The organism is Prevotella sp. HJM029, assembly GCF_000599605.1.
In the GTDB taxonomy this organism is placed as follows: domain Bacteria; phylum Bacteroidota; class Bacteroidia; order Bacteroidales; family Bacteroidaceae; genus Prevotella.
The window spans coordinates 171,155-198,115 of record NZ_KK082668.1 but is presented as its reverse complement, the minus strand read 5'-3'; the positions used below and the strand labels follow the sequence as shown (position 1 = coordinate 198,115).

Sequence of the window (26,961 nt, the reverse complement as noted above, 5' to 3'; positions counted from 1 at the left end):
CTAATGGCTGGGGAATTCTGCCCAACCGAAAACCCATGAGATACGGGGTTTGCTCGCATACTTTTCTCAAAAAAGCATAAGATACAGGGGTATCTCGTGTGTTTTTCACAAAAATGCGCGAGATACGGGGGGATTTCAAGCATTTTTTCTAAAAACAATCGAGATACGGGGGGCGCTCAACCGTTTTTCAAAAAAATATACGAGATACGGGTGTTGCTCAGCCATTTTTATGAAAAACAGATGAGATACGGGGGTCGCTCGCGTTTTTTGCAACACGATGCCTTAGCCATTAGAGGATGATTCATCAAGAAATGGCGCATGAACACCTTTATAATAGAGGTTCATGCGCCATGAATGGGGAGAAAATCACACATGGTGTTGCACAGCCTCACACAGCTGTTGCAACGCTTGCTCCACTAATTTTCGCGGGCAACCCACGTTTAATCGCATATAACCTTCGCCACCTGGGCCAAACATCTCGCCGTCGTTGAGGGCCAAATGGGCCTCATCAATGAAGAGATGTAGCAGTTCATCGTGCGACAAATGCAGTGCATGGCAATCTAACCAAATAAGGAATGACGCCTGAGGGCGCAGGGGTTTGATGGCTGGCATGTGCTCTTTACAGAACGTTTCCACAAACAAAATGTTGCTTTCTACATAGTGAATCATCTGTTTGCGCCATGCTTCGCCCTCACGAAAGGCTGCTATCGTGGCAATAGGGGCAAAGAGATGTGGCTCATCAAGCTCATTGGCTGCGAGCCAATCAAAGAACACTTTCCGAATTTTTTCGTTGGGAACGATGGCATAAGCTGACACGATGCCCGCAATATTAAAGGTTTTTGTGGGCGCCTGGAACGTGATACTGATGGCCGCAGCCTTATCGCTTACCGACGCAAACGGCGTGTGTTGGTGGCCAAAAAGGGGCATGTCGGCATGGATTTCGTCGCTCACTACCAACAAATGGTGGTCGAAACAGAAGTCGGCCAAGCGTTGAAGTGTTTCTTTTGTCCACACCAATCCGCCAGGATTATGGGGATTGCAGAGCAAGAGCACACGGCATTTGTCATCGCACACCTGCTCAAGATGATCGAAATCGATGTCATAATAGCCATCTTCTCGCTTGCGAAGGGGGTTCCAAACCACCTCACGATGGTTGCCTTGTGGCGTTAAATGGAACGGATGATAGACGGGAGGCATGACAATTACCTTCTCATCGGGCTTCACAAACAGGTTGCAAATGATGCCGATGCCCTTCACAATGCCAGGAATGAAGCGCACCCATTCGTGCTGAATAGCCCAACCATGATGGCTTAACACCCAGTCGTGAATGGCCGGGAAATAGTCCTTTGGCTCGACGGTGTAACCCAAAATGGGATGTTCTAAGCGCGTTTTCAGAGCCTGAATGATAGCCGGACAGACGGGAAAGTTCATATCTGCCACCCACATGGGCAGCAAATCGTCACGCTTCCAACGCGGGAGCAGTGCCTCGTGCATGAGGTCTCCACTGCCTTTGCGCGAAATTAAGGTGTCGAAATCGTAGGTCATGCGAGGGCTTGTTGAATGTCGTTAAACAAATCATTCACATCTTCCAGCCCAATACTGAGGCGCACTGTGGTATCGAGCACATCCATCTTCGCCTTTTGTTTGGGTGTGAAAGCCACGAAGATGGTGCTATAAGGATGAATGGCCAGCGTGCGATTATCAAACAAATTGGTGGCACGATGAATGAGTTTCAAGCGATTGATAAATCGAAAACAAGCCTCCTGACTTTCCAATTCAATGCAAACCATGGCGCCAGATGTCGCACCAAACTGGCATTTTGCAAGCTGATGGTAGGGATTTTGGGGCAGTCCGGCATAATTCACATAGCGAATGGCGGGCAGTTGCTGCAATCGAGTGGCCAATTCCAAGGCGTTTGCGGCCTGAACCCGATAGCGTGCATCGAGCGTTTCGAGCCCAAGGGTTTGAAGATAGGCCACTTGTGGTGTCATGTAGGCACCGAAATTATAAAGCTGTTCGATGCGAATTTTGTGGTCAAAGCCCTTCACCGTGCCATAATCAATAATGAGTCCGCCCAAAGATGTTGCGCCACCACTGATATATTTGGTCGACGAAACCACTTCTATATCCACACCTAAGGCGTGAGCAGAGAAGCAAGTGAAAGGAATCATCGTTGTGTCGGCCACCAAAGGCACATGCTTTTCGTGAGCCAAACGCGCCAGAGCAGCGATGTCAACTATCTCCATTTGGGGATTGGTCATGATTTCAAAGAACACACATGCTGTGTTTTCATCGATTAATTGCGCCGTCTCTTCTGTGTTAGAGAGGTCGGCTAAGCGGGTTTCTACGCCAAAACGAACGAGCGATTCGGTGAGCAATGAGTAGGTGTTTCCAAAGAGATGCTTCGACGTTACGATGTTCTTTCCTTGCGAGGTCAGTGCCAAGAAAATATTGCTAATAGCAGCCATACCGCTATTAAACGCCGTCACACAATGCGCATTGGTCAGTGCTTTCACGCGGTTTTCAAAGTTGGTTACTGTGGGATTGCCCGTGCGCGAATAATCAGGTGCACCCGAACGGCCGGCAAAAGCCTCGGTCATGGCCGCAGCATTGTCAAACTCATAGGCCACAGCATGGTATACAGGCATGCTCAAAGCATCATAAACATCGCGACGAGGATAGGCCAAATGCAACGCTTGAGTCGCCTTTCCCAGTGCCTCTTGCTCCCTCTTTTTGCCCTTAGGGCCATCCTTTTCTAAACTTTCGTTCATGTTTTATTTTCGTTTATTGTTATTATTTTTCTCACTTTGGGCCATTCCTTACGTCGACATCGCTTCATCTCCTACAAACCAAATCTTTTGTCGCGCTCGTTCAGTTGTAACAGCCTTTGGCAAAAGTAGTAACTTTTAATGAGTTGTGCAATAATCTCTTTATTGTATTTCATGTGTCCAAGCACGCCGATAAGATGATATTCTAAAAGTGTTCTTCACAACAAGAAAAGGCTTTTTAAGTCCTCTCTGAAGCGAACTATTCTACTCGATAGGCATCTTTATCGTTGCAAATGAATTCCTTTTTTACTGGTTCCTGCAATCTTTTTTCATTTATTTTAGCCTACTTTTAAAAAAACTTTGTATATTTACACCGCATAACTTAGACAGACAAACCACGCAAGTGAATGAATAAGACTACCCTACTATGGTCCATTATCCTACTTCCCATGCAACAAATGGCGGAGAAACATGTTTCTTTATCAGAGACACTGTTCAGAAATTCATGCGGAGGCCCATAGTAAAGTGGTACAGATTAGATTGCAATTTATGCTATTTTCTACTAAAATATCATCCATTTTAATAAACAATATATATGACTTTACACAAGAAACCTATCAGTTTTGCGCTATGGTTAGGCGCATCGCTCGTGACTCCTGCCATGGGATGGGCAACGCAAGTGCCTGCTCCACAGCACACACAACAAAGCAATCAGTGCACAGGAACCATTACCGACGAGCAAGGAGAGCCCGTTATTGGGGCAACTGTTCAAGTAAAAGGCACCAACAATCGGGTGATAACCGACTTTGATGGCCATTTCACTTTGCAGAATGTCAGCCGTGGCAGTGTGCTCATCGTGAGCTACATCGGCATGGATTCACAAGAAGTGAAATGGAATGGACAAGCGATTAAGGTGCACATGAAAGAACAATCACAAGCCCTGAACGAAGTGGTTGTGACGGGTTATGGCGGACAACAGAAGCGCGCCACGCTGACAACGGCCATCTCGAAGATGGATAATAAGGTGTTAGATGCCGCAGCTTTCGCCAATGCGGGCAGTGCATTGCAAGGCAGTGTGACGGGCTTGCAGGTGTTTAACGGTTCGGGACAGCCGGGAACAGCACCTTCAATCACGCTCCGTGGTGGCGCTTCTATCACAGGTAATGCCCCCGCTTTGATTATTGTTGATGGTGTGGAGCGCACACTTTCAGAGGTAAACCCATCGGATATTGAATCGATGGAGGTGCTAAAGGATGCAGCGTCGACTGCCATTTATGGTGCAAGGGCCAACGGAGGTGTTATTTTGATTACCACAAAACAAGCAAAACGTGGCACATCGAGCATCAATTACCGCATGAAAGTGGGTGTGAACTTCCGCCGCGATGACTACGATTTCATGAATGCACGCGATTATATCTACTATAATCGCTTAGGGATGAAGCGTTATGCAACATCAATGACTGGGCACGGAACGCCTGCAAATGTAGATGCTCAAAATGGTTATTCGGGCTATGGTTATAGCCATTACACACCACGCACCGATGTGTTATACTACGATGCTGCAAATCCTGACCATAAACGCATGTTAGAACAGGAAGGATGGCAGCTAATGGATGACCCCTATTACAACACTGCACCTGGAAAACAACTGATGTTTAAAGACTATAGTGGCTTGTTAGAAGATGCTATCTTCCACGACCAAACCACCACACAAGACCATTACCTGAGCTTTTCGGGTGGTAATAACTTGGGATCATTTGTGGCTTCGTTGGGCTATTACCACGAGGATGGTGTCGTTCGCAACACTTCTTACAAGCGTTTCACAGGCAGTGTGAAGGGTGATTACCAAATAAAACCTTGGCTAAAGGTGCGTGCCGGTGCACAATACACCTGGTATACGCAACCCAATAGTTATTTCGGTTCATGGTCTTCGCTTTTCTATCGCACGCGTTCTCAACGTCCAACGTGGAACCCTTACTTAGAAGATGGTAGCCCAGCACCTGGTTGGAGCTCCTCAGATGGTAACTATTTATATTGGAATGACAAGCTCACTACGAGCAATGGTAACCGCGCAGAGACCTATAATTTGGGCTTTGATTTAACACTTATCCCGAAACATCTCACGCTAACAACTAATGCTTCAGTCTACCATACGTTAGATCAACAAGAGACATTCAATAAGGCTTACTACACACAAAGCAATCCTGGTAAGATAAATACCACGCGTCGTTCGTATGGTTATCTCATGAAAGATACGCAAACGCAGCTCAATGCCTTCTTGAATTATCGCAATACGTTTGCTGAGAAGCATAATGTTGATGTGATGTTGGGCGGCGAATACTTCGATTATAACTACTATCAGTTGTATGCTTCAACAAAGAATTCACCTACAGACGATATTCCTACGCTCAATGCTGGTGCTGATAAAGATGATAATCCAGGCTCATACAAATCACGTAATCGCATAGAATCGCTCTTTGGTCGCCTCAATTACGACTACATGCAAAAGTATTTGCTCTCGTTTACTTTCCGTTATGACGGCAATTCTAAGCTCAAAGACCATCGCTGGGGCTTCTTCCCTGGTGTGTCATTGGGCTGGAATGTGATGGAAGAAGACTTCTGGAAGGACTCTAAACTCTCAAAGGTGGTGAGCAATATCAAACCGCGTATCAGTTATGGTAGCAACGGAAACGTGAGCGGTATAGGCGACTTCTACATCTATGGTGTGTATGGTCAGCAGACAAACTATAATGGAAACACGGCCTTCTACGACCGTTCGCTCGTTAATACCGCACTGAAATGGGAGCAAAGCCATACATTCGAAGGTGGTCTTGACCTTGGTTTCTTCAAAAATCGATTGGCACTTATCCTCGACTACTATGTGCGTAACACCAGTAACCTGCTGCAAAGTGTGAACCTTCCTTCATATATGGGTTTCCAATCGATACAAACAAACTTGGGAAAGTTGCGCAACCAAGGTTTCGAAATGGAGGTACGTGCCACACCAGTGCACCTGAAAAACGGCTTCCGTTGGGATCTTTCATTCAACCTTTCAACAGTTAAAAACACCATTATCAAGCTACCTAAGAGTGATCGTCCATTCAATCAGCTCAACGGAGTGGAAGTAGCTGCAGGCCCAGTTGATGCAAATGGCAAGACACCTACTAAGTGGATTGGCGGCTATCGCGAAGGAGGAAAGCTCGGAGACCTTTATGGTTATCAGCAAGATCACATCTTCCGCGACTGGGATGACGTGCGTACGCATGCCAATAAGCGCATTGATAACGTTGCAAAACTTTATGGACCAGGCCTCGCTAACGAGATAAATCCGCAAACGGGCGTGCTTTACAAGAACTCAACTGGTTGGAAAGCTATCGAACCTGGCGATGTTTGTTGGGAAGATATCAATGGCGATGGCATCATCAACACACTCGACCGCAAGGTAGTGGGCAACGAACGACCCAGCGTAACAGGCGGATGGTCGACCACACTCACGTATAAGAATCTGTCTTTGTATGCACGTTTTGACTATGCTTTAGGCCATACCATCTACAATGATCTCAAAGCTCGCTCCATGGGACAGTATCAAGGACAGTTTAATCTCATTACAAAAGTAAAAGAGATGTGGAGTGAAAACAACCCCGATGCAAAGTATCCTGTCTTTACTTACGCAGACCAATTAGACAAACACAATATCTGGCGTGGCAATTCTATCTTCTATGAGAAGGCCAGTTACATGGCTTTGCGCGAGATAACCCTCAGCTATAGTCTGCCTAAGCAATGGATTAGGACTCTCCAAATGAGCAATGCCAACGTGTATGTCACAGGACAAAACCTCTTTTATCTCACCAGTTACGATGGTGCTTCGCCCGAACCTACCAACGGAGTTGACTATGGTCGCTATCCAGCACCACGCACTTTGCTCTTTGGGCTCAACATCACTTTTTAACAAAATAAAGTAATTTACAATGAAAAAGTTATTCTTTTATATTGCAGCCACTATGGTAAGTCTCTCGCTTACGGGCTGTATGGATTTAGAACCCACCAGTAGTATCACCGATTCTAACTATTGGAAGAATGCCGATCAAGTGCAATCGTTTAATCAAGGCATCTACTCTTTTGTGAGAGGTTACGCCGACAAATACATCGTTTGGGGTGAAATGCGTAGCAACATCTATAGCGGAACGGCCTTCAGTGGTGAAGCTTCACAAGGCTATGAGCGCTTATGGAACAACACACTTGAAAAGAGTAGTCCCGTAGTGAGCAACTATGGAGGGCTCTATACGGGCATCAATCAAATCAACTTAATGATTGATAAGATTAGCGAAGCAACGTATTTAACCAACGAGCAGAAAGATAAATATCTCGCAAGCAGTCATGGTTTGCGCGCATTTCTCTATTTCCAACTGCTTCGTAGCTATGGCGATGTCATTCTTTATCTGCAACATACTGAAGGCCGTACGATTGATTTAAATAAGGTTGCCCACAAACAAGATGCAGCAACTGACGTGATGACGCAGATAAAAGCTGATATCCAGGCCTCTGAAAACGCCTATCATAACAACTACTCCTTCACTGATGGACGCATGTATTGGTCGCTCGCAGCGACTAAAATGCTCAAAGGTGAGGTTTATTTATGGAGCGGTAAGCAAATGGGAGGTGGCACAAGCGATTACCAAACAGCACTACAAGCTTACCAAGATGTGCAAAATAATGCTGATGTTGCTTTGCTCGACAACTATAATGACGTGTTTGCTTACAACAAGAAAGGCAATAGAGAGGTAATTTTTGCCTTGCACAACCGCGAAAATGAGACCTCGTTATGGAATGGCCTCTACACCTCTTTGGTGATGAACAAGCAGAATGTCAGTGGTTATCGTCTGCACGATGCCAGCGGAACGCCTATTCAATTTAGCCAATCACAGTATTTAAACCTCAGCCTTGGCAGCGGAGTGATGCGCTTTCCGCTTGACAAACAGCTGTGGACCAAACTCTATTTCAATGGCAACGACACGCGCAGAGCTGGTTCTTTAGCCGATGTTTATGCCAGCGATGGCACCACTTACGTGGGCAACATCTGCAACAAGTTCCACGGAACACTGCTCGCTGGTGGTTCAGCTACTTCGTGGTTCGACGACCAACCCATCTATCGCTATGCCGAATGCCTATTGGGAATGGCTGAAGCAAAGGTGCTATTAGGACAAAGTCCTGCAACAGAAATCAATCAAATTCGCAGTAGAGCGTATGGAGCAACCTACTTCAATGCTCATCCAGAGGTGCAATATCCCAATGAAATAAGCACTGGAGGCTCGCCCACTTTGACAGCATTCTACACCGATAACCCTTTTGTTGGCGGAGATGAAACACCCGAAGAGGCCGTATTAAAAGAGCGTATGCGCGAATTCTTATTTGAAGGAAAACGCTGGCATGACTTGCTTTTATTCAACAAGGCCACGCAATATTCCACGGCTAACAGCACACGTTTACTCTGGCCTATCGACGAAACAACGCTCTCTACCAACAACCTGTTGAAGCAAACACCAGGTTATGGCGATTAAAAAGCATGCAAATTGCGCCGTAAAACGATAGAGATTGCATGGCAAACCGATAGAGATTGCGCGCTAAAATGATAGCTTTTACCCCAAAAAGGAATTGCAAGCGCGAAACCAATCGGTAGCCATCGGGGGAAAAACCCTTTAAAACAGAGTCATAAGCTCCACAAAGAAAAGTGCCTGACTTGCTCACATGAGCAAATCAGGCACTTTTCTTTTGCCCTCAAAACGCTACACCTCCCACCACCTGTTGCAGGCAAACAGAGCACCTTCGACCAGCAAAAATGGCGCAACAAGATGCTCTTTTATCATCATAGTAGCGTATATTCCGCCAAAATATTAACCCTATTCAAAATGGGTTAGCATCATACTTGCACAAAAACAACCTAATTAAAATTGAGTTAACATTTCGTTTGGTCGGCGATAACCCAATTATTGTTGGGTTAATATTTCTTCCTATGCTCGCCAAAAACAAACAGATTGGAGGAAAATGTGGGCTGCTTTAGGAGGCAAATCGGTTGCTTTCGAGACAAATTGTGGGTGTAAAAGGACTGAATTAGGTCTGATCTTAGAACAAATTGTGGGTGCAGGTGGGTGGAATTAAGGCTGGCTTTGAAACAAATCGGGCTCGGCAATGAGCTGAAAACTCTTGCGATGCAAGGGCGAAATGCCGTGCGTGAGGATGCCCATGCGGTGCTTCTTCGTGGGATAACCCACGTTGTGTTCCCAGTCATAATAAGGATATTGTGCAGCCATCTCGCGCATATAATCGTCGCGAAATGTCTTGGCAAGGATGCTGGCAGCGGCAATTGTTTGATATTTTCCATCGCCTTTCACCACGCAAGTGTGGGGCAACGTGGTGCCTTCGTCAGGCAATCCCTTGCCAACCACGTAGGCATCGAAACGATTACCATCCACTAATACGGCCTCTGGACGCACGCTTAACTGGTCGAGAGCGCGGTGCATAGCTAAGAAACTGGCATGGAGAATGTTGATTTTGTCAATCTCCTGGGGCGTCACAATGCCCACTGCCCAGGCCAAAGCATCCTGCATGATTTGCTCACGCAGCGCATAACGCTTGGCTTGCGTGAGCTTTTTGCTGTCGTTTAGATGGGGGTTGTCATAATCTTGCGGCAGAATAACGGCGGCCGCATAGACGCTCCCGGCCAAACAACCGCGTCCCACTTCGTCGCATCCAGCCTCGATTTTGTCAGTGTAATAGTGTGGAAGAAGCATCGTTGTCGGTCATTTCTATCTCCATCAAATGCCATTAAAACATGGTTGCAATGCGCTTAATGGCGGCCACCAATGCGTCAACCTCTTCGAATGTGTTGTAGAATGCAAAGCTCGCGCGTGCGGTTCCGAGAATACCTAAGCGCTGCATGAGGGGCTGTGCACAGTGATGTCCAGTGCGAATGGCAATGCCCAAATGGTCTAACAGCGTGCCCATGTCCATGTGATGAATGTCTTTCATTTGAAAACTCAACACGGCATCGTGCTGCAAAGTGTCGAGGTCGGCATCTTGAGGAATGCCATAAAGGTGCATACCTTCGATGGTTTGCAACTGTCGGATGGCATATTTCGTGAGCGCTTCTTCGTGGGCTTGAATGGTATCCATGCCGATAGCCGACACATAATCGAGCGCCTTGGCCAGTCCGTTGGTGGCGATATAGTCGGGGGTTCCGGCCTCAAACTTCAACGGGGGCTGCTCAAATGTGGAGCCTTCAAAACTAACATGGGCAATCATTTCGCCGCCACCTTGATAAGGAGGCAACTGCTCTAACCACGCTTCTTTGCCATAGAGCACGCCAATGCCCGTGGGTCCATAGATTTTATGACCGCTGAACACAAAGAAGTCACAATCCATCTGCTGCATGTCGACCTTGAAATGGGGTGTGCTTTGCGCCCCATCAACCACCACGGGAATGGCATATTCGTGGGCCATGCGGATGACTTCGTCTACAGGATTGATGGTGCCCAACACATTACTTACCTGCGAAATGCTGATGATTTTGGTGTGCTCGTTGATCATGTTGCGCAGCGCTTGCACGTCCATTCGGCCGTAATCGTCCATCGGTATCACGCGCAACACGATACCTTTTCGTGTGGCCTGCAGCTGCCAAGGCACGATATTCGAATGGTGTTCTACGGTAGAAATAATCACCTCGTCGCCCGCTTTCATCATCGATTCGGCAAAGCTCGACGCAATAAGGTTGAGCCCTTCAGTGGTTCCGCGCGTGAAAACAATCTCGTTTGTACTACGAGCATTGATGAAACGGCGCACCGTTTCGCGTGCCTGTTCGTGCAAATCGGTGGCTTGTTGGCTCAACCAATGCACCCCACGATGCACGTTTGCGTTGACATTGAGGTACTCTTCGCGCATCGCATCAAGCACAACTAAGGGCTTTTGCGTGGTGGCTGCGTTGTCAAAATACACCAAAGGATGGTCGTAAATGGTGCGCGCGAGGATAGGAAAATCAGCGCGTATCTGCTTTATATCGAGCTTATCCATCATTATCTTATTTCAAAAGGCCACCTATTTGCACAGCTGGCAGCCCTCACATTTATTCAGTTCACCCCGGAAACGCTTCTCCACTAAGTGGTGAAGCCGGGCACGAAGTGGTGCCAACTCCATCTTATCGATGACTTCATTGACGAAAGCAAACTGCAATAATAGCTTTCCTTCGCGCTTACTGATGCCGCGTTGCTGCATATAGAACAAGGCATCACTATTTAATTGCCCCACAGTTGAGCCATGAGCACACTTCACATCGTCGGCATAAATCTCCAACATGGGCTGCGTAAACATATGTGCTGTCTTTGTAGCACATAGGTTTTGGTTGGTTTCCTGGCTCACAGTCTTCTGCGCTTCCTGTCTAACTAACACACGACCAGCAAAGGCTCCCACAGCATTGTCATCGAGTACATATTTATAAAGCTCATTACTTGTGCAATGAGGTACGCGATGATCGATGAGCGTATTGTTGTCTACGTGCTGGTCCTTGTCGGCAATCACGCAGCCATTGCAATGGCATTCGGCCCCTTCGCCTTTGAAAACAAGATCTAAACGATTGCGTGTGATGCCGTTATGCAGTGTGATAACGTTGTGATTGACACGACTATTGGCCTGCTGATCGATGTAAACATTGCTCACACGCGTATTCTTTAGGTGCGTTTCCTCTAAGCAATTCAACTCTAATTGCGCACCCTCGCCCACATAAGCCTCGATGACTTGCGTGGTAAGGAACTGTCGATTGTCGGCCGCATGATCGCAAAAAAGCAGCTTTAGTTCTGCACCTTCCTCCAAAACCAACAACACACGGCGGTTCACCATCAGCTCAACATCGGCACGAAGAATATTAATCACCTGAATGGTGCGGTCGACTTTCACATGCTTGGGCACATAGATGAAGAGCCCATCTTGCGCCAACATGGTGTTCAACGCTGTGATAGCGTCGTCCTTTGTCTGTGCCAACCCTGCATAATAAGGTGCAACTAAATCAGGACGTTCGGCTGCAATGCGATTTAAAGAATCGATAATGACCCCTTCGGGCAGTTTGGTTTGTGGCAAAGCCTGCGTGTAAAAGCTATCATTTACCACGAAATAAAGCGACGTACTGAGGTTGGGAACATCGCATTTAAACGTTGCATAAGGATCAACAGGAATAGGCAATCGCTTGAGATTTAACCCAAAATCGGGGGCAAAAAGCGCAGCCATATCGGTGTATTTATAACGCTCTACCTTCTTTGTTGGGAAGCCTTGCGCCTTGAAATCAGCAAAAGCCTCATCGCGAACCGCATTCAACACGTCGGCAGAATGGGTTTTAATCAGTTGCGAGGCCTGCTGATAAAGGTCTATATATTGTTGTTCACTCTTCATGATGTGCCTCCTTTTTATTCGCCAAAGCGTGCATCGGCCTCTTCTTTTATCCAGTCGTAGCCGTGTTGTTCAATCTCTTTTGCCAGCTCGGGACCTGCTGTTTTCACAATTCTTCCTTTGTAGAGCACATGCACTTGCGTGGGTTTAATCATGTCAAGCAAGCGTTCATAGTGCGTAATCACAATGGCCGAAGTCTGCGGTGTATGCATTTTATTCACACCATCTGCTACAATACGCATGGCATCGACATCCAAGCCCGAGTCGGTTTCGTCAAGAATGCTGAGTGTAGGTTCAAGCATTGCCATCTGAAAGATTTCGTTTCGTTTCTTCTCTCCACCCGAGAATCCCTCGTTAACCGAACGATTTGAGAGCTTACTATCAAGGTCAACTAACTTGCGTTTCTCGCGCATCAGCTTCAGGAAGTCGGCCGCATTAAGCGGTGCCTTACCTTGATATTCGCGCTTAGCATTAATAGCTGCCCGCATGAAATTGGTCATTGAGACCCCCGGAATCTCTACAGGATATTGGAAAGAGAGAAACAATCCTGCATGAGAACGGTCTTCAGGACTCATCTCTAACAGATTTTTTCCGTTGAAAAGCGCTTCACCATCAGTGACGGTGTAGAGCGGATTACCTGTCAGCACCGCACTCAATGTTGATTTACCCGAGCCATTTGGCCCCATGATGGCATGGATTTCGCCATCCTTAACTGTGAGGTTTATACCTTTTAATATCTCTTTGCCCGCGATTGTGGCATGTAAATTTTTAACTTCTAACATGGTTGTTTTTTCAAAAATGATGATTAATGGTGATTATCCTACGGTGCCTTCGAGTGTCACACTCAATAGTTTTTGCGCCTCAACCGCAAATTCCATTGGCAATTTATTAAGCACTTCCTTGGCATAACCATTCACGATTAAGCCCACAGCTTGCTCGGTTGGGATGCCACGTTGATTGCAATAGAAGAGCTGATCTTCTGATATTTTCGATGTAGTTGCCTCATGTTCGATGATAGCCGAGTCGTTATGCACGTCCATATAGGGGAAAGTATGAGCGCCACACGTGCTACCTAACAACAGAGAATCGCATGAACTATAGTTGCGTGCATTGTCGGCATGAGGTGTAACACGCACCAAACCGCGATAGGAATTTTGGCTCTTCCCAGCCGAGATACCTTTAGAAATGATGGTCGACTTGGTGTTTTTGCCCATGTGAATCATCTTTGTTCCCGTGTCGGCCTCTTGATAATTGTTGGTAACGGCTACGCTATAGAACTCGGCAACGGAGTTATCGCCACGCAAAATGCACGAAGGATATTTCCATGTGATGGCCGAACCTGTCTCTACTTGCGTCCAACTGAGCTTAGCATTCACCCCTCTTAGGTCACCTCTTTTGGTCACAAGGTTCAACACTCCGCCCCTGCCTTGCTCGTCACCCGGATACCAATTCTGCACAGTTGAGTACTTTACTTCGGCATTATCCTTTACAACAATCTCTACAATGGCGGCATGTAGCTGGTTTTCATCGCGCATAGGTGCTGTGCATCCTTCAAGATAGCTGACATAAGCACCATCTTCTGCCACAATGAGTGTGCGTTCAAACTGTCCCGTATTGGCTGCGTTGATGCGGAAATAGCTGCTCAACTCCATCGGACAGCGCACACCTTTAGGAATATAAACAAACGAACCATCGCTGAAAACGGCACTATTTAATGCTGCAAAATAGTTGTCACGATAGGGAACTACCGAACCTAAATATTCGCGAACCAAATCAGAATGTTCGCGAACCGCCTCGCTGATGCTACAAAAGATGATGCCTTTCTCGCGCAATTTCTCCTTAAAAGTGGTCTTCACCGAGACCGAATCCATGATGGCATCCACAGCTGTTCCGCTCAAAGCCAAACGTTCTTCCAACGGAATGCCCAACTTATCGAACGTTTTTTCCAACTCAGGATCAATCTCTTTGTTTTTGGGTTTGCTGGCCAATGGGTCGGCATAATAAGATATGTCCTGATAATTTATCTTTGGAAGATGCAGATGTCCCCACGTGGGTTGTTGCTGTTCTTTCCAATATTGATAGGCTTTCAGACGGAAATCCAACAGCCATTGAGGCTCATTCTTCTTCTTCGAAATCAAGCGAATAATATCCTCATTGAGTCCTTTTTCTATAATTTCGGTTTGCACATCGGTGGTAAAGCCAAACGCATATTTACGCTCTGCCACCTGTTTAACAAAACCATTTTTTTCTGTTTCTGCCATGTTTACTGAATACTTCTTTTGCAATTCCACCTATGACAAACAGCATACCACAAACAAAAGTGGTCACATTTGTTACGAAACACAATAGTGACACCCTTCCATGGATAGAGAGTGCCACTATGTTTAAGGTAGGATAGCTACACAATTGCTACCAAATTGCTACACAATATAGCCCACTTTACAAGCTAATATCGCATGTTTTGCGTGATAATCTATACCACTTTTTCTGGCAGCTGTTGCGCGCTGATATTATAACTTCTGTTCTACTTCTATTTCAGTAAAGGTTTCTATCACGTCACCTTCCTGTATATCGTTATAGTTGACGAGGCTAATTCCACACTCCATACCCATTGGAACCTCCTTCACATCGTCCTTATAGCGCTTCAATGCGTTGATGTCGGCCGTACGAACCACAATACCATCGCGTACCACACGGGCTTTATCCTTGGCATGAACCTTACCTTCGGTGACCAAACCACCAGCAATGGTTCCAACTTTTGATATCTTAAACACTTGTTGTACCTCTACTTGTCCAGTGATAATCTCTTTCTTCACCTTGTCAAGCATGCCCACCATGACACTCTTAATGTCATCAATTGCATCGTAAATGATGGAATAAGTATTGATTTCCACACCTTCACGATCAGCCAATTTGCGTGCCTCTGACGATGGACGAACCTGGAAACCCACGATAACTGCATCGGAAGCACTGGCCAACATCACATCGTTTTCGCTAATCTGACCTACAGCTTTACCAATGACATTCACCTGAACTTTCTCGGTAGATAGTTTGATAAACGAGTCACTCAAGGCTTCAATAGAACCATCAGTGTCACCTTTCACGATGACATTCAGTTCATGGAACTCGCCTTTCGCAATGCGATGAGAGATGTCTCCCAGCGTAATACGCTTCTGAGTGCGCAGACCTTGTTCGCGTTGTAATTGCTCACGCTTGTTCGAAATCTCGCGCGCTTCTTGCTCAGTTTCAAGCACATGGAACTGATCTCCTGCGGTTGGAGCGCCATTTAAACCCAAGATAATAGCGGGTTCTGCAGGACCTGCCTGCTCAATGCGCTGGTTACGCTCATTAAACATAGCCTTGATTCGTCCCCAACTTGTGCCGGCAATCACTACATCGCCTATCTTAAGCGTGCCATTACTTACTAAAACAGTGCTCACATAGCCACGTCCTTTATCGAGCGAAGACTCGATAATCGTTCCCGTTGCCTTGCGATTGGGATTGGCTTTGAGATCTAACATCTCGGCTTCGAGCAACACTTTGTCTAACAGTTCCTCGACACCTAAGCCCTTCTTTGCACTGATTTCTTGGCATTGATACTTACCTCCCCACTCTTCAACCAATAGGTTCATGGTGGATAAATCCTCACGAATCTTGTCGGGATTAGCACCGGGTTTATCGATCTTATTGATGGCAAATACCATCGGAACACCTGCTGCTTGTGCGTGAGCGATGGCCTCTTTGGTGGTCGGCATCACTGAGTCATCGGCAGCAATGATGATGATTGCGATATCAGTTACTTGTGCACCACGGGCACGCATGGCCGTAAATGCCTCGTGACCTGGCGTGTCTAAGAACGTCACCTTTTGCCCATTCTTCAGCGTTACACTATAAGCGCCGATATGTTGGGTAATTCCTCCAGCTTCACCTGCAATCACATTGGTATTGCGAATATGATCAAGTAGAGAGGTCTTACCATGATCTACGTGTCCCATCACAGTCACAATAGGTGCACGAGAGACTAAATCATTCTCGTCATCTTCCTCTTCACTCACAGCTTCTTGCACCTCAGCGCTCACATATTCTGTCTTAAATCCGAACTCATCTGCCACCATATTGATGGTTTCTGCATCCAAACGCTGATTGATAGACACCATGATTCCAACACTCATTAACGTAGAGATAACCTGCGTTACGGTGATATCCATCATCGTAGCCAGTTCACTTACGGTTACAAACTCAGTGAGTTTAAGCACCTTTGCCTCACGCTTTTCAGCATTAGCTTCCTGCTGAAGCTTCTCTTGAACGGCCTCTCTCTTCTCCTTTCTGTATTTAGCTCCCTTCTTATTCTGCGTCTTATTGGTGAGACGAGCGAGTGTTTCTTTCACCTGACGTGCAACAGCTTCGTCATCAACCTCCATGGGTTTCTGATTTCGCTTATTGCGATTCTTCTTATTTTTATTGCGGCCTGCATTGTTATTATTGCCGTTCTTACCTTGCGAAGAATTATTATTTTGCTTGGCTTCGGCATTAATATCTACACGTTCTTTATTGATACGCGCACGCTTTTTGCGCTCACCATTTTGCTGACCTCCTTTATCTTCACGCTCTTTTCGTTTCTCTTCCTTTGACTTTTTCTTCGGACGTGTACTCTGATTGAGTGCGTCTAAATCCATTTTTCCTAACACTTTCACGCCAGGAGCATTCTGGATATTCTGCTCACTCTTCAGGGTATACAATTCGGTTTCGCCAGTATTATCCTCCTTTTTCGTTTCTTCGATAGGAGCCTCAACGATCTTTTCCGCAGTCTTTTCAACGGGTTTCTCCTCTACCTTCTCCTCCTTTGCTGGAGCTTCAGGCTTCTTTTCAATAGGTCTCTCTTCCGTCTTCGGAGCTATTTCCTCTTTCTTTGGTTCAGGTTTCACGGCAGCAACCTCAACCTTTTCTTCTTCTTTCTCTTCAGGAGCAACAGCTTTCTTATCCGCAGGTTTCTTTCCTACGCTCTCCAGGTCAATCTTTCCTTTTGGCGTATACACTTGCTTTGGTGTTGCTTTCAACAAGTTTTCTGCACGTGTTTCCTTCGTTTCAGGCGTTCGTTTCTTCTCCTTTGGTTTCTTTTGGAAAAGCTTTTCGGCCTCAGTACGCACGGCTGCATCTTGCTTAAAAGCCTCAACAAGCGCCTGGTATTGCTGGTCATTGAGTTTAAAACTCAAATCAGATTTCACCTCTCCCAGTTCACTTTTTTTCTCAAGGAATTCAACTGCCGTTTGAAGTCCTATATTCAATTCGCGTAATGCTTTATTTAATCTGATGCTCATGTATTCTTTTTCTTCTTAATCTTTTTGCCTATTTATTATACGATACATTCCAATGGACGAACAAGTTTTTAGGATTATTCAAACTCCGCACGTAACACATTGAGAACCTGATCAACAGTTTCTTCCTCTAAATCAGCTTTCTCTACCAACATTTCACGTGGAGCATTGAGCACAGCTTTCGCTGTATCTAATCCAATACTCTTGATAGCATCTATCACCCATTGGTCAATTTCGTCAGAGAACTCATCCAAATAAATATCCTCATCCACTTGATCTTCGGGCACTTCACGGAACACATCGATGGTGTATTCGGTGAGCATTGAAGCCAACTTAATATTCATTCCGCCTCGACCTATGGCCAAACTTACCTCCTCAGGATGTAGATAAACCTCGGCTTTATGCTCTTCTTCATTAATATTAATGCTGCTGACACGAGCAGGACTCAATGCGCGTTGAATGAAAAGTTGTACATTAGCGGTATAGTTTACCACATCAATATTCTCATTACAAAGCTCGTGAACAATGCCATGAACACGATTACCTTTCACGCCAACACAGGCTCCTACGGGGTCAATGCGGTCATCAAAGCTCTCAACAGCAATCTTAGCACGCTCTCCAGGAAGACGTGCAATGCGACGAATAGCAATCAGTCCGTCGGCTATCTCAGGCACCTCCATCTCTAAAAGACGTTCCAAAAACATGGGACTCGTGCGCGAAAGGATTATCTTGGGATTATTATTCTCGTTGTCAACACGTAAAATCACAGCACGCATCGTTTCGCCTTTGCGATAGATATCGGCAGGAATCTGTTCGCTCTTCGGAAGAATTAACTCATTATTTTCATCGTCTATCAACAACACTTCGCGTTTCCACACCTGATAAACTTCTCCTACGACAACCTGACCTATGCGGTCTTTATACTTATTATACAAAGTATCATGCTCCAATTCTAACACCTTTGAAGCTAAAGTTTGACGCAAATTTAAGATGGCACGACGCCCAAACTTAGCAAAATTTACAGGCTCAGACACCTCTTCTCCCACTTCATAGTCGGGTTCAATAGCTAAAGCATCCTTCAAAGCTATCTGCTTATTCTCGTCAGCAACTTCGCCATCGGCAACGACAATACGATTGCGATAAATCTCAAAGTCGCCCTTATCAGGGTTGACAATCACATCGAAATTCTCATCACTACCAAACAATTTGGCTAAAACATTGCGGAAACTCTCCTCCAACACGCTCACCAACGTAGTACGATCGATATTCTTTGTATCTTTAAACTCACGAAAGGTATCTATCAAACTGATTTGCCCACTATCACTTTTCCTTGCTGCCATAGCTCTATTTAAAACTGATTAAATATTTTGTATATTTTACATTATCCATCTGAAAGGTGTGGTTGACATCCATTTTTTGTGGACGTTTCTTCCCCTCTACAGTCACTTTTTCATTCACTGTCACCACAAAATCGTTCCCATCAACATGCTTTAAAACGCCTTGATATTTCTTTCCATCTGCAGCAAGCACCTCAACAGGCTTGCCAACGAAGTTAAGATATTGCTGAAGAACTTTGAAAGGCTGTCCCAAACCAGCTGAGCCCACCTCTAATTCGTAGTCTTCTTCATCGCGACTAAGGTGGTCTTCGATGTATTTACTCAATGCAACACAATCGTCAATCCAAACACCATCGGCATGATCAATCTCTACAACAATCTTGTCATCAGGGCTTATCTCGACATCAACAAGAAAATATTCCTTGTCTTCAAGCCACGCTTCAACTAATTTTCTTACGACATTTTTGTCAATCATACATGTTATATTAAAATAAAATGAGGAACTCTTAAGGAGCCCCCCATTCCACTGAACGCTGCAAAATTACAAAAAAAACGAATAGTTTGCAAACTTTTGAGCACTTTTATTTTAGTGCATATAGGAATAGTTACCCATAATTTTTAACAAAACAAGATAAGTATCAACCAACCACACCTCACCCATACAATAACAATCCATAGGCTTTTATCTTACAATATCGCCCATATTATAAAGAAAAATGCAGCATATTATATGACAATATGCTGCATTTTATAAAACCTTCTTTATATCCTTGTTATACAACTACTTTCGTTTCTTCGCTGGAGCTAAGACCTTTCGATAAGCATCTTCATTGTTTAACAATGTCTCTGCCGCTTTCATTTGCTTGTCATGCTTTAGCGAATATTCAACACCACCGCGCTGATAATAGTACATCGTTACAATATCGCCTGCCAAAGCCTGCATAATCCGTTCACGATTATAGTCCAAATCCTTTGCCACATTGTGCTTTAACTTCTGCTCAAGTGCGGTAAACTCGGCCTTTGCACCATCATAATAACCTTCAAATACGGCTGTTTTCTTGAGTTCGGCCAATATCTTTTCGCTCACGCCATCATATTTGAAACCACTCGATAGCACATGCTTTTTAAAAGCTTCATAATCAGCATCCGACAATTCAAACGCTGAAGGTTCTGCTATTTTGTCGTGGGTAGCCCGATAGTGGGTGACATAATCTAACACCGTTTCTGTGGAATCGACCACTGTCATGAGATAACTTTGTATGTTAGAGGCCGTATCGGGCTTCACTTCTACATCGGGTTGAATACCTCCACCATCGCGCACTTCACGTCCATTTCGCGTGTGAAAAACACGCAATAGCGAATCAGGGGTCTGCGCATCTCCTCCCATTCGTCTGCGATTATAATTGATAGCCTGGATACAACGCCCACTGGGAATATAATATTTTTGTGAAGTTAGCTTCAAATTACCATGATAAGGTAAATCGACTGTCATTTGAACAAGTCCTTTGCCAAAGGTTTTTGTGCCCATAACCACCGCACGATCTAAATCTTGAAGCGCACCGCTTGTGATTTCACTTGCGCTGGCTGTGTTGCCATTCACCAACACTACTATCGGCATAAGGGTATCAAGCGGCTCATTTTTCGTTTGATAAGCATGGTTCAATCGTGGCAACTTTCCAAGATTAGACACTACAGTTACTCCCTTGGGAACAAAGAGATTAACAATATCTACGGCCTCGCTTTCCAAACCTCCGCCATTATTTCGCAAATCAATAACCAATTTCTTGGCGCCCTGTTGCTTCAAATCAATAAAAGCATTGCGGAAATCTTGTGCACAATTTTCAGTGAATTGATTCAGATTAATATAACCAATGCCATTGTTTTGCAGCCCATAATAGGGGATGGAAGGCAGCTTGATGGCACGGCGAGTGAGCCGCAATTTCAACACCTTTCCCGTGGAAGGGCGACGCACAGTGATGACAAATGAGGTGCCAGCATCACCGCGAAGTTTATCACTTACATACGATGTTTGTTTGCCTTCCATCGATTCTTTGTCGATAGCCAACACCAAATCGCCCTTGCGCAACCCCGCTTCTGCCGCAGGCATATGTTCATAAGGCTCTTCTATAAACACATTCTTATATTTCGGACTATAGCGAATCAAAGCTCCGACACCAGCATATTTGCCCGTAACCATCATCTTTAAATCCTTCGATTGTGCGTCAGAATAATACTCAGTATAGGGGTCAAGCGAGCTCAACATTGCCTCAATGGCCGTCCCAACAACAGTGTCTGCCGAAAGCTTATCCACATACATCAAGTCCAAATTCTTATAAATAGCATTGAACACTTCAAGGTTTTTCGCTACTTCAAAATTATGATTCTTGGTGTTTTGCGCTGCCATAGGCAAACAAAACACTGCCAACATATAAAACAATACACGTTTCTTCATGCCAGCAAAAGTAATATATTAATGTGTAAAAACTTACAACACAAGCTGTGTTTTACATAAAAATCACATCTGATTTGTTTTTTTCTACAAATAATTTGGTAGTTCAGAAAAAAGCATTTACCTTTGCAAACGCAATTCAGGGCAACCTCTTTGCACAGGCTTCAATAGCTCAGTTGGTTAGAGCACCTGACTGTTAATCAGGGGGTCGTTGGTTCAAGCCCATCTTGAAGCGCACAAAGTGAGAATCCTTTTCAAGGGTTCTCACTTATTTTTTATTCGGGTTAAACCTCAAACCACTGAAAAATTTAACGATAAAGAAAAGGTTATAGGAGCTCAAAATGGACTAAAATGAACATTAATCCATGTCGATATCAGAAAAAATGCGTAAGTTTGCAAGTATAAAAAAGAATATGGATAGCATTCTATTACATAAAGATATCGTGTCGGATGTGCCTGCTATTGCCACAATAGGCTTCTTTGATGGTGTACATTTGGGACATCGTTTCTTGCTTAAGCAGTTAGCTCTTGCCGCACAAGAGCGCCAGTTGAGGTCGGTAGCCATTACATTTGATCAACATCCACGTCGTGTTTTGCAACACGATTACATCCCCGAATTACTCACAACGTTTGATGAAAAGCTGCAATTGCTGACTAAAACGGGCATTGATAGCGTGGCCATTTTGCCTTTTAATGCAACAATGGCACAACTTTCGGCTCATGATTTCATGCAACAAGTGCTGCAGAAACAATTACAGGTCAAGACACTTCTCATGGGCTACGATAACCATTTCGGCCGAAAAAACAACGAGCATTTTAATGACTATGTACGCTATGGGCAAGATTTAGGAATTGAAGTGTTGCCTACCCAGCCCTATATATATAAAGGTATCAAGATTAGTTCATCGGTCATTCGCAGCTTTTTGCATGAAGGAGAAGTTGCACTTGCCAATGAATGCTTAGGTTATCCTTACACTCTTACCGGGAAAGTGGGGCATGGTTTCCAGCAAGGTCGCACCATAGGCTTCCCTACTGCCAACCTTATTCCGGCGAGTATAGAGCAACTTCTGCCCGCAAATGGTGTTTATGCTGTGCGCGTTAAATGCCCCGATTCAACTACTTGGCATGACGGAATGATGAATATCGGCTATCGTCCCACGTTTGATGGCACAACAAAGAGCATCGAGGTCAACATCTTTAACTATGCAAATGACCTGTATGACAAGCCGTTAAGCGTGGCTTTTTATGAGCGTATCCGCGCCGAAAAGAAGTTCAGAAATGCGCCAGAATTGGCGAAACAGCTCACAAAAGATCGTGAAATGATTATCAATTTCTTTACAAATCAACCCAAATATGAATCCATATAAGAAATTAGTGCTCGACATTACGCTCTACATCGTGTTGTTTATCGCAACACAATTCATCGTAGCGATCGCGCTTGCCATTGGCTTTTTACTCTACAAAGGGCTTCCTTTCACACAATTACAAACACTCATCGCGACGGATCTCACGCTCACCATAGTAGCAAATATCGTGGGTAGCGCCCTGCTTGCCGTGCTGTTTTGTTGGCGAAAGTGGACACCTGTCTCCCGACATTATGTGCAATCACGTCCTTGGGGTGTGTTGTTCTGGGTGCTATGCATTGCCCTTGGCGCGATTATTCCTGCCATGGCTTTCGAAAATTTGCTGCCGTTCGAGTTGCCAATCCAGCTACAAGTGATGTTTACACGCATGATGCACCAACCTTTAGGCTATGTAGCCATCAGTATCTTTGCTCCACTTGCTGAAGAAATTGTATTCAGAGGTGCCATTCTTCGCCGCCTCTTAGCGGTGTGTTCTCCCACCAATCCTTGGATAGCCATCACCATTTCAGCCTTGCTTTTTGGCCTCATTCATCTGAATTTTGCACAAGGCGTGCATGCTTTTCTCATGGGGTTATTCTTAGGTTGGTTGTATATGCGCACCCGAAGCATCATTCCTGGCATTGCATTTCATTGGGTCAACAATTCGATTGTTTACTTATTAGCCAATATCATGCCAGGCTATGAGAATGCTTCTTTACGCGAATTGGCCAACGGAAGCACACAAACCATGTTGCTTTATATCGTCTTTTCGCTCTGTATCCTTATTCCTTCCTTGCTACAAGTGCATAACAGAACAAAGCAATAACAAGCTGTTATTGCTATTACCTCCAACATTCGTAGGTATCAATCACCCTGCTATACTCCAAAGAACGTTCTCCTCTTCTGGGGGACAAGAAGGGAATGGCGTATCATCCACACACCAAAAGCTGTAAGCAAAGACCCAGAATAGATTATAAATCGGGATGCAAATAGAGGAAGAAGCATACTATGCACATACAAATGCATAGTATACAAGCTACCCAAAACAAAAGATTGGCTAACTTCTTTCTACGCTTACGATTTTTCATTTCCATTCGAAACAAATGCCGCGCATCGTTAGAGGAATGTCTACTCATTCTATATTATCGTGTGCAAGTGCACTTTTTATATGCCATTTAGGTTTTCCCTGTCGCCTCTTTTCATGAGGATTTCCTAAAAAAGCCGTCAAACAATTGGGCTCAAGACAAGCTACTTTACACCTGTTCCTCCTAATTTTTGCAGGAAAAGCCTCGCTGCAAAGATAAATATTCCACATGAGATAACAAAGAAAAAGGCACTGATTTTAAGGAAAAGGCACCATAAATGCACGAAAATAGCATTAAAAAAATCATGTTTTATGGTTTTATCCAACCTCAAAGGCTTATGAATTATGCTCCAATCGCACTGAAAAGCATAGGTTTTTAATATTTTCTTTCCTTATATAGCTGATTTCATTTACCTTTGCATACGATATGGTTTTAAATTATATTTGGGTGGCGTTTTTCGTGGTTGCATTCATTTTCGCAATCATTGGGTTATGTATGGGCGATGCAACGCTCTTCCAAAAGATTGTAGAAGCTACCTTTGATTCATCCAAAAATGCATTTGAAATTTCGTTAGGACTAACGGGAATCTTAGCATTGTGGTTGGGCATAATGCGCATTGGCGAACGTGCTGGCGCAGTAAACGTGCTGGCTCGCATGCTTAGTCCAGTGTTTTCAAAGCTCTTTCCTGGTATTCCAAAAAACCATCCAGCCATGGGTAGCATCTTTATGAATATGGCTTCTAACATGTTGGGCTTAGACAATGCAGCAACTCCTGCTGGTCTTCAGGCCATGCAACAGATGCAAACACTCAACGAAAAGAAAGATACTGCGACCAATGCCATGATTATGTTCTTGGTATTAAACACCAGTGGCCTCACCATTATCCCCACAACAATTTTGGGATATCGTGCTACCTATGGTGCACACAATCCCACAGACGTGTTTGTTCCCATCCTTTTGGCGACGACAATTGCCACACTTGCAGGCATTATCATCACGGCAATATGGCAAAAAATTAATCTCCTTCAGCCCGTGTTATTAGCATTCTTAGGTGCAATGATTGCCTTTGTGGGTTTCGTTATCTGGAGTTTTAGTCACATGGATCAGCAGACTATGGAGAGGATTGCCAATGTCGGAGGCAGCATGATTCTGCTAACCATCATCCTTATCTTTATTCTTGCAGGCGTAGTGAAGCGTGTGAATGTCTACGATAGTTTTGTAGAAGGGGCTAAAGAAGGCTTCACTACAGCTGTAAAAATCATTCCTTATTTAGTGGCGATGCTCGTGGCTATCGGCGTATTCCGGGCTTCAGGCGCTATGGATATGTTCCTTTCTGGTTTGGCATGGTGCATCCATGCCTGCGGACTACCTACCGATTTCGTCGATGCTTTGCCCACCGCTTTTATGAAACCCCTTAGCGGAAGCGGCGCAAGAGGACTAATGTTGGAAGCCATGAAGACCTATGGAGCTGACAGTTTTGTGGGACGTTTGAGTTGTATCTTTCAAGGATCAACCGACACCACCTTCTATATTCTTGCCGTTTATTTCGGTAGTATCAACATCAAATACACGCGACATGCGGTGGCTTGTGGCTTGTTAGCCGACCTTATTGGTGTGCTTGCGGCAATCTTCATCGCCTATTTGATGTTCTAACATCATCATACGATTTATGCTTTTATTGACATTCATGACATGGCCAATTTAAAATCATTAGCAAAAGACACCGCCATTTATGGTTTGAGCAGTATTGCTGCCCGCTTCATAGGCTATTTACTGGTGCCCATAGAAACGGTAAAGTTTAACGCAGCGGGCGGACAATATGGCATCATCACCAACATTTATGCCTACGTGGCCTTGCTCATCATCCTCCTAACCTATGGTATGGAGACCACTTTCTTCCGCTTTATGAACCGCCAAGGCGAAGATGCCGAGAAGGTTTATGCCACCACCTTGCGATTAGTGGCCACCACTTCGGTGCTCTTTATCGCACTCGTGGCGTTGTTTCTGCATCCTATTGCCGACGGCATTGGCTATCCCGACCACCCCGAATTCATCATGATTATGGGCGCATGTGTGGCGATAGATGCCTTTATCAACATCCCTTTGGCCTATTTGCGCTATGCACATCGCCCCGTGAAGTTTGTGAGTATCCGCCTCATCAGCATCGTCGTGAACATCGTAGGTGTGCTGCTTTATTTGGTTGTCTTTCCCTATTTCAAAATCAATTTCCTCGGGCTTTATGACGAGAATTTCAGTCTTCATGTGGTCTATGTGTTTTGGATTGAGCTGGCAGGCAGCGTCATCACCCTGTTTTTCTTGGGCAAAGAGCTGAAAGGTTTCCGCTTTCCTTTCGACAAAGCCACCTGCAAACGCATGCTCAACTACACCTGGCCGCTGCTCATTATGGGCTTAGCCGGGCAGCTGAATCAAACGGCTTCGCAGATTATCTTTCCATGGATGTACAACGGCAATGCGCAGGAAGCACGCATGGAATTGGGCATTTATGGCGCCTGTATCAAATTAGCCATGATCATGGTCATCATCACTCAGGCCTTTAGATATGCTTATGAACCCTTTGTTTTCGGCAAAACTAAAGATAACGACAACAAGGAAACCTATGCCAAAGCGATGAAATTCTACATCATTTTCACCCTGCTGGCCTTCCTCTCTGTGATGGCCTACATGGACATTCTGCGCTACATTGTGGGCAAAAGCTATTGGGAAGGGTTGCAGATTGTGCCGATTGTGATGGCCGCTGAGATTATGTTTGGCATTTTTTTCAACCTCAGTTTTTGGTATAAGCTCATCGACCGAACCATTTGGGGAGCCTATTTCTCGGGCATCGGTGCTGTGATTCTCATCGGAGTCGACCTGTTGCTCATCCCTTATTTCAGCTATTGGGCTTGCGCTTGGGCGGGATTTGCATCGTATGGTGTGAGCATGTTGCTGAGCTATGCGTTCGGACAAAAGTACTATCCCATTCGCTATCCGCTTAAAGACATTGCTTTCTATACGCTCATCGCTGCAGCTTTGTTTGCACTCATCAGCCTGAGCAACGCCCGTTTGCCGATGCTCGGCGCCTTGACTGTCAACACTTTGCTCGTTGGTTGCTTTGTGGTGATTATCGTGAAGCGCAACTTTTCGGCTGAAAGTTTCGTCAAAATTAAAAATAAATTCAAATCCAAGGTCTGACAATATAGCCCATATTGTGCCGTAATATCGCATAGATTGTGGC

The 26,961-nt window shown here is 45.0% G+C and carries 17 protein-coding genes and 1 tRNA gene; 7 read left to right on the top strand and 11 right to left on the bottom strand.

What is annotated here, in order from left to right:
• Positions 1-366: 366 nt before the first annotated feature.
• Entirely contained in the window at positions 367-1,545 is a 1,179-nt protein-coding gene (locus X919_RS0109580) for a MalY/PatB family protein (RefSeq protein WP_028899925.1), read from the bottom strand.
• Positions 1,542-2,714, bottom strand: a complete 1,173-nt coding sequence (locus X919_RS0109575; protein WP_028899924.1) for a trans-sulfuration enzyme family protein — start codon at positions 2,712-2,714, stop codon at positions 1,542-1,544. The genes X919_RS0109580 and X919_RS0109575 overlap by 4 nt, the downstream gene beginning before the upstream one ends.
• A gap of 649 nt (positions 2,715-3,363) precedes the next feature.
• Between X919_RS0109575 and X919_RS0109570 the strand changes: the two genes are divergently transcribed.
• Together X919_RS0109570 and nanU are read left to right on the top strand one after the other, a co-directional pair.
• Positions 3,364-6,717, top strand: a complete 3,354-nt coding sequence (locus X919_RS0109570) for a SusC/RagA family TonB-linked outer membrane protein (RefSeq protein ID WP_028899923.1) — start codon at positions 3,364-3,366, stop codon at positions 6,715-6,717.
• 19 nt (positions 6,718-6,736) lie between these two features.
• Positions 6,737-8,326: a SusD family outer membrane lipoprotein NanU gene (gene nanU / locus X919_RS0109565; RefSeq protein ID WP_028899922.1), complete on the top strand. Its 1,590-nt coding sequence runs from the start codon at positions 6,737-6,739 to the stop codon at positions 8,324-8,326.
• A gap of 594 nt (positions 8,327-8,920) precedes the next feature.
• Here nanU and X919_RS0109555 read toward each other — a convergent pair.
• The 9 genes from X919_RS0109555 to X919_RS0109515 form a co-directional block, all read right to left on the bottom strand.
• Positions 8,921-9,556 (bottom strand): ribonuclease HII, encoded by a 636-nt coding sequence (locus X919_RS0109555; RefSeq protein ID WP_028899921.1) that lies wholly within the window; start codon positions 9,554-9,556, stop codon positions 8,921-8,923.
• Between the two features lie 34 nt (positions 9,557-9,590).
• Positions 9,591-10,835 (bottom strand): aminotransferase class V-fold PLP-dependent enzyme, encoded by a 1,245-nt coding sequence (locus X919_RS0109550; protein WP_371212588.1) that lies wholly within the window; start codon positions 10,833-10,835, stop codon positions 9,591-9,593.
• Between the two features lie 21 nt (positions 10,836-10,856).
• Complete coding sequence (gene sufD, locus X919_RS0109545) at positions 10,857-12,200, bottom strand: Fe-S cluster assembly protein SufD (protein ID WP_028899919.1); 1,344 nt, start codon at positions 12,198-12,200, stop codon at positions 10,857-10,859.
• Positions 12,201-12,214: 14 nt separating this feature from the next.
• A complete protein-coding gene (sufC, locus tag X919_RS0109540) occupies positions 12,215-12,979 on the bottom strand; it encodes a Fe-S cluster assembly ATPase SufC (protein WP_028899918.1) in 765 nt (254 codons plus the stop codon).
• Between the two features lie 33 nt (positions 12,980-13,012).
• The gene (sufB, locus tag X919_RS0109535; RefSeq protein ID WP_028899917.1) at positions 13,013-14,458 is read right to left on the bottom strand and encodes a Fe-S cluster assembly protein SufB; all 1,446 of its coding nucleotides are present in this window, start codon (positions 14,456-14,458) and stop codon (positions 13,013-13,015) included.
• A gap of 249 nt (positions 14,459-14,707) precedes the next feature.
• Positions 14,708-17,515, bottom strand: coding sequence for a translation initiation factor IF-2 (gene infB / locus X919_RS0109530; protein WP_028899916.1), 2,808 nt, complete (start codon positions 17,513-17,515; stop codon positions 14,708-14,710).
• A 74-nt stretch (positions 17,516-17,589) separates the two neighbouring features.
• Entirely contained in the window at positions 17,590-18,852 is a 1,263-nt protein-coding gene (gene nusA, locus X919_RS0109525) for a transcription termination factor NusA (RefSeq protein WP_028899915.1), read from the bottom strand.
• 4 nt (positions 18,853-18,856) lie between these two features.
• Positions 18,857-19,324, bottom strand: a complete 468-nt coding sequence (rimP, locus tag X919_RS0109520; protein ID WP_028899914.1) for a ribosome assembly cofactor RimP — start codon at positions 19,322-19,324, stop codon at positions 18,857-18,859.
• A 306-nt stretch (positions 19,325-19,630) separates the two neighbouring features.
• Positions 19,631-21,301, bottom strand: a complete 1,671-nt coding sequence (locus X919_RS0109515) for a S41 family peptidase (RefSeq protein WP_028899913.1) — start codon at positions 21,299-21,301, stop codon at positions 19,631-19,633.
• Positions 21,302-21,459: 158 nt separating this feature from the next.
• Between X919_RS0109515 and X919_RS0109510 the strand changes: the two genes are divergently transcribed.
• The 5 genes from X919_RS0109510 to X919_RS0109485 all read left to right on the top strand — a co-directional run bounded on the left by X919_RS0109510 (position 21,460) and on the right by X919_RS0109485 (position 26,918).
• Positions 21,460-21,533 (top strand) — tRNA-Asn (locus X919_RS0109510).
• Positions 21,534-21,711: 178 nt separating this feature from the next.
• Positions 21,712-22,665, top strand: a complete 954-nt coding sequence (locus X919_RS0109505) for a bifunctional riboflavin kinase/FAD synthetase (RefSeq protein ID WP_028899912.1) — start codon at positions 21,712-21,714, stop codon at positions 22,663-22,665.
• The gene (locus X919_RS0109500; RefSeq protein WP_028899911.1) at positions 22,652-23,467 is read left to right on the top strand and encodes a CPBP family intramembrane glutamic endopeptidase; all 816 of its coding nucleotides are present in this window, start codon (positions 22,652-22,654) and stop codon (positions 23,465-23,467) included. Before X919_RS0109505 ends, X919_RS0109500 begins: the two co-directional genes overlap by 14 nt.
• 685 nt (positions 23,468-24,152) lie before the next feature.
• Positions 24,153-25,379, top strand: coding sequence for a nucleoside recognition domain-containing protein (locus tag X919_RS0109490; RefSeq protein ID WP_028899910.1), 1,227 nt, complete (start codon positions 24,153-24,155; stop codon positions 25,377-25,379).
• Between the two features lie 39 nt (positions 25,380-25,418).
• Entirely contained in the window at positions 25,419-26,918 is a 1,500-nt protein-coding gene (locus X919_RS0109485) for an oligosaccharide flippase family protein (protein WP_028899909.1), read from the top strand.
• Positions 26,919-26,961 lie beyond the last annotated feature (43 nt).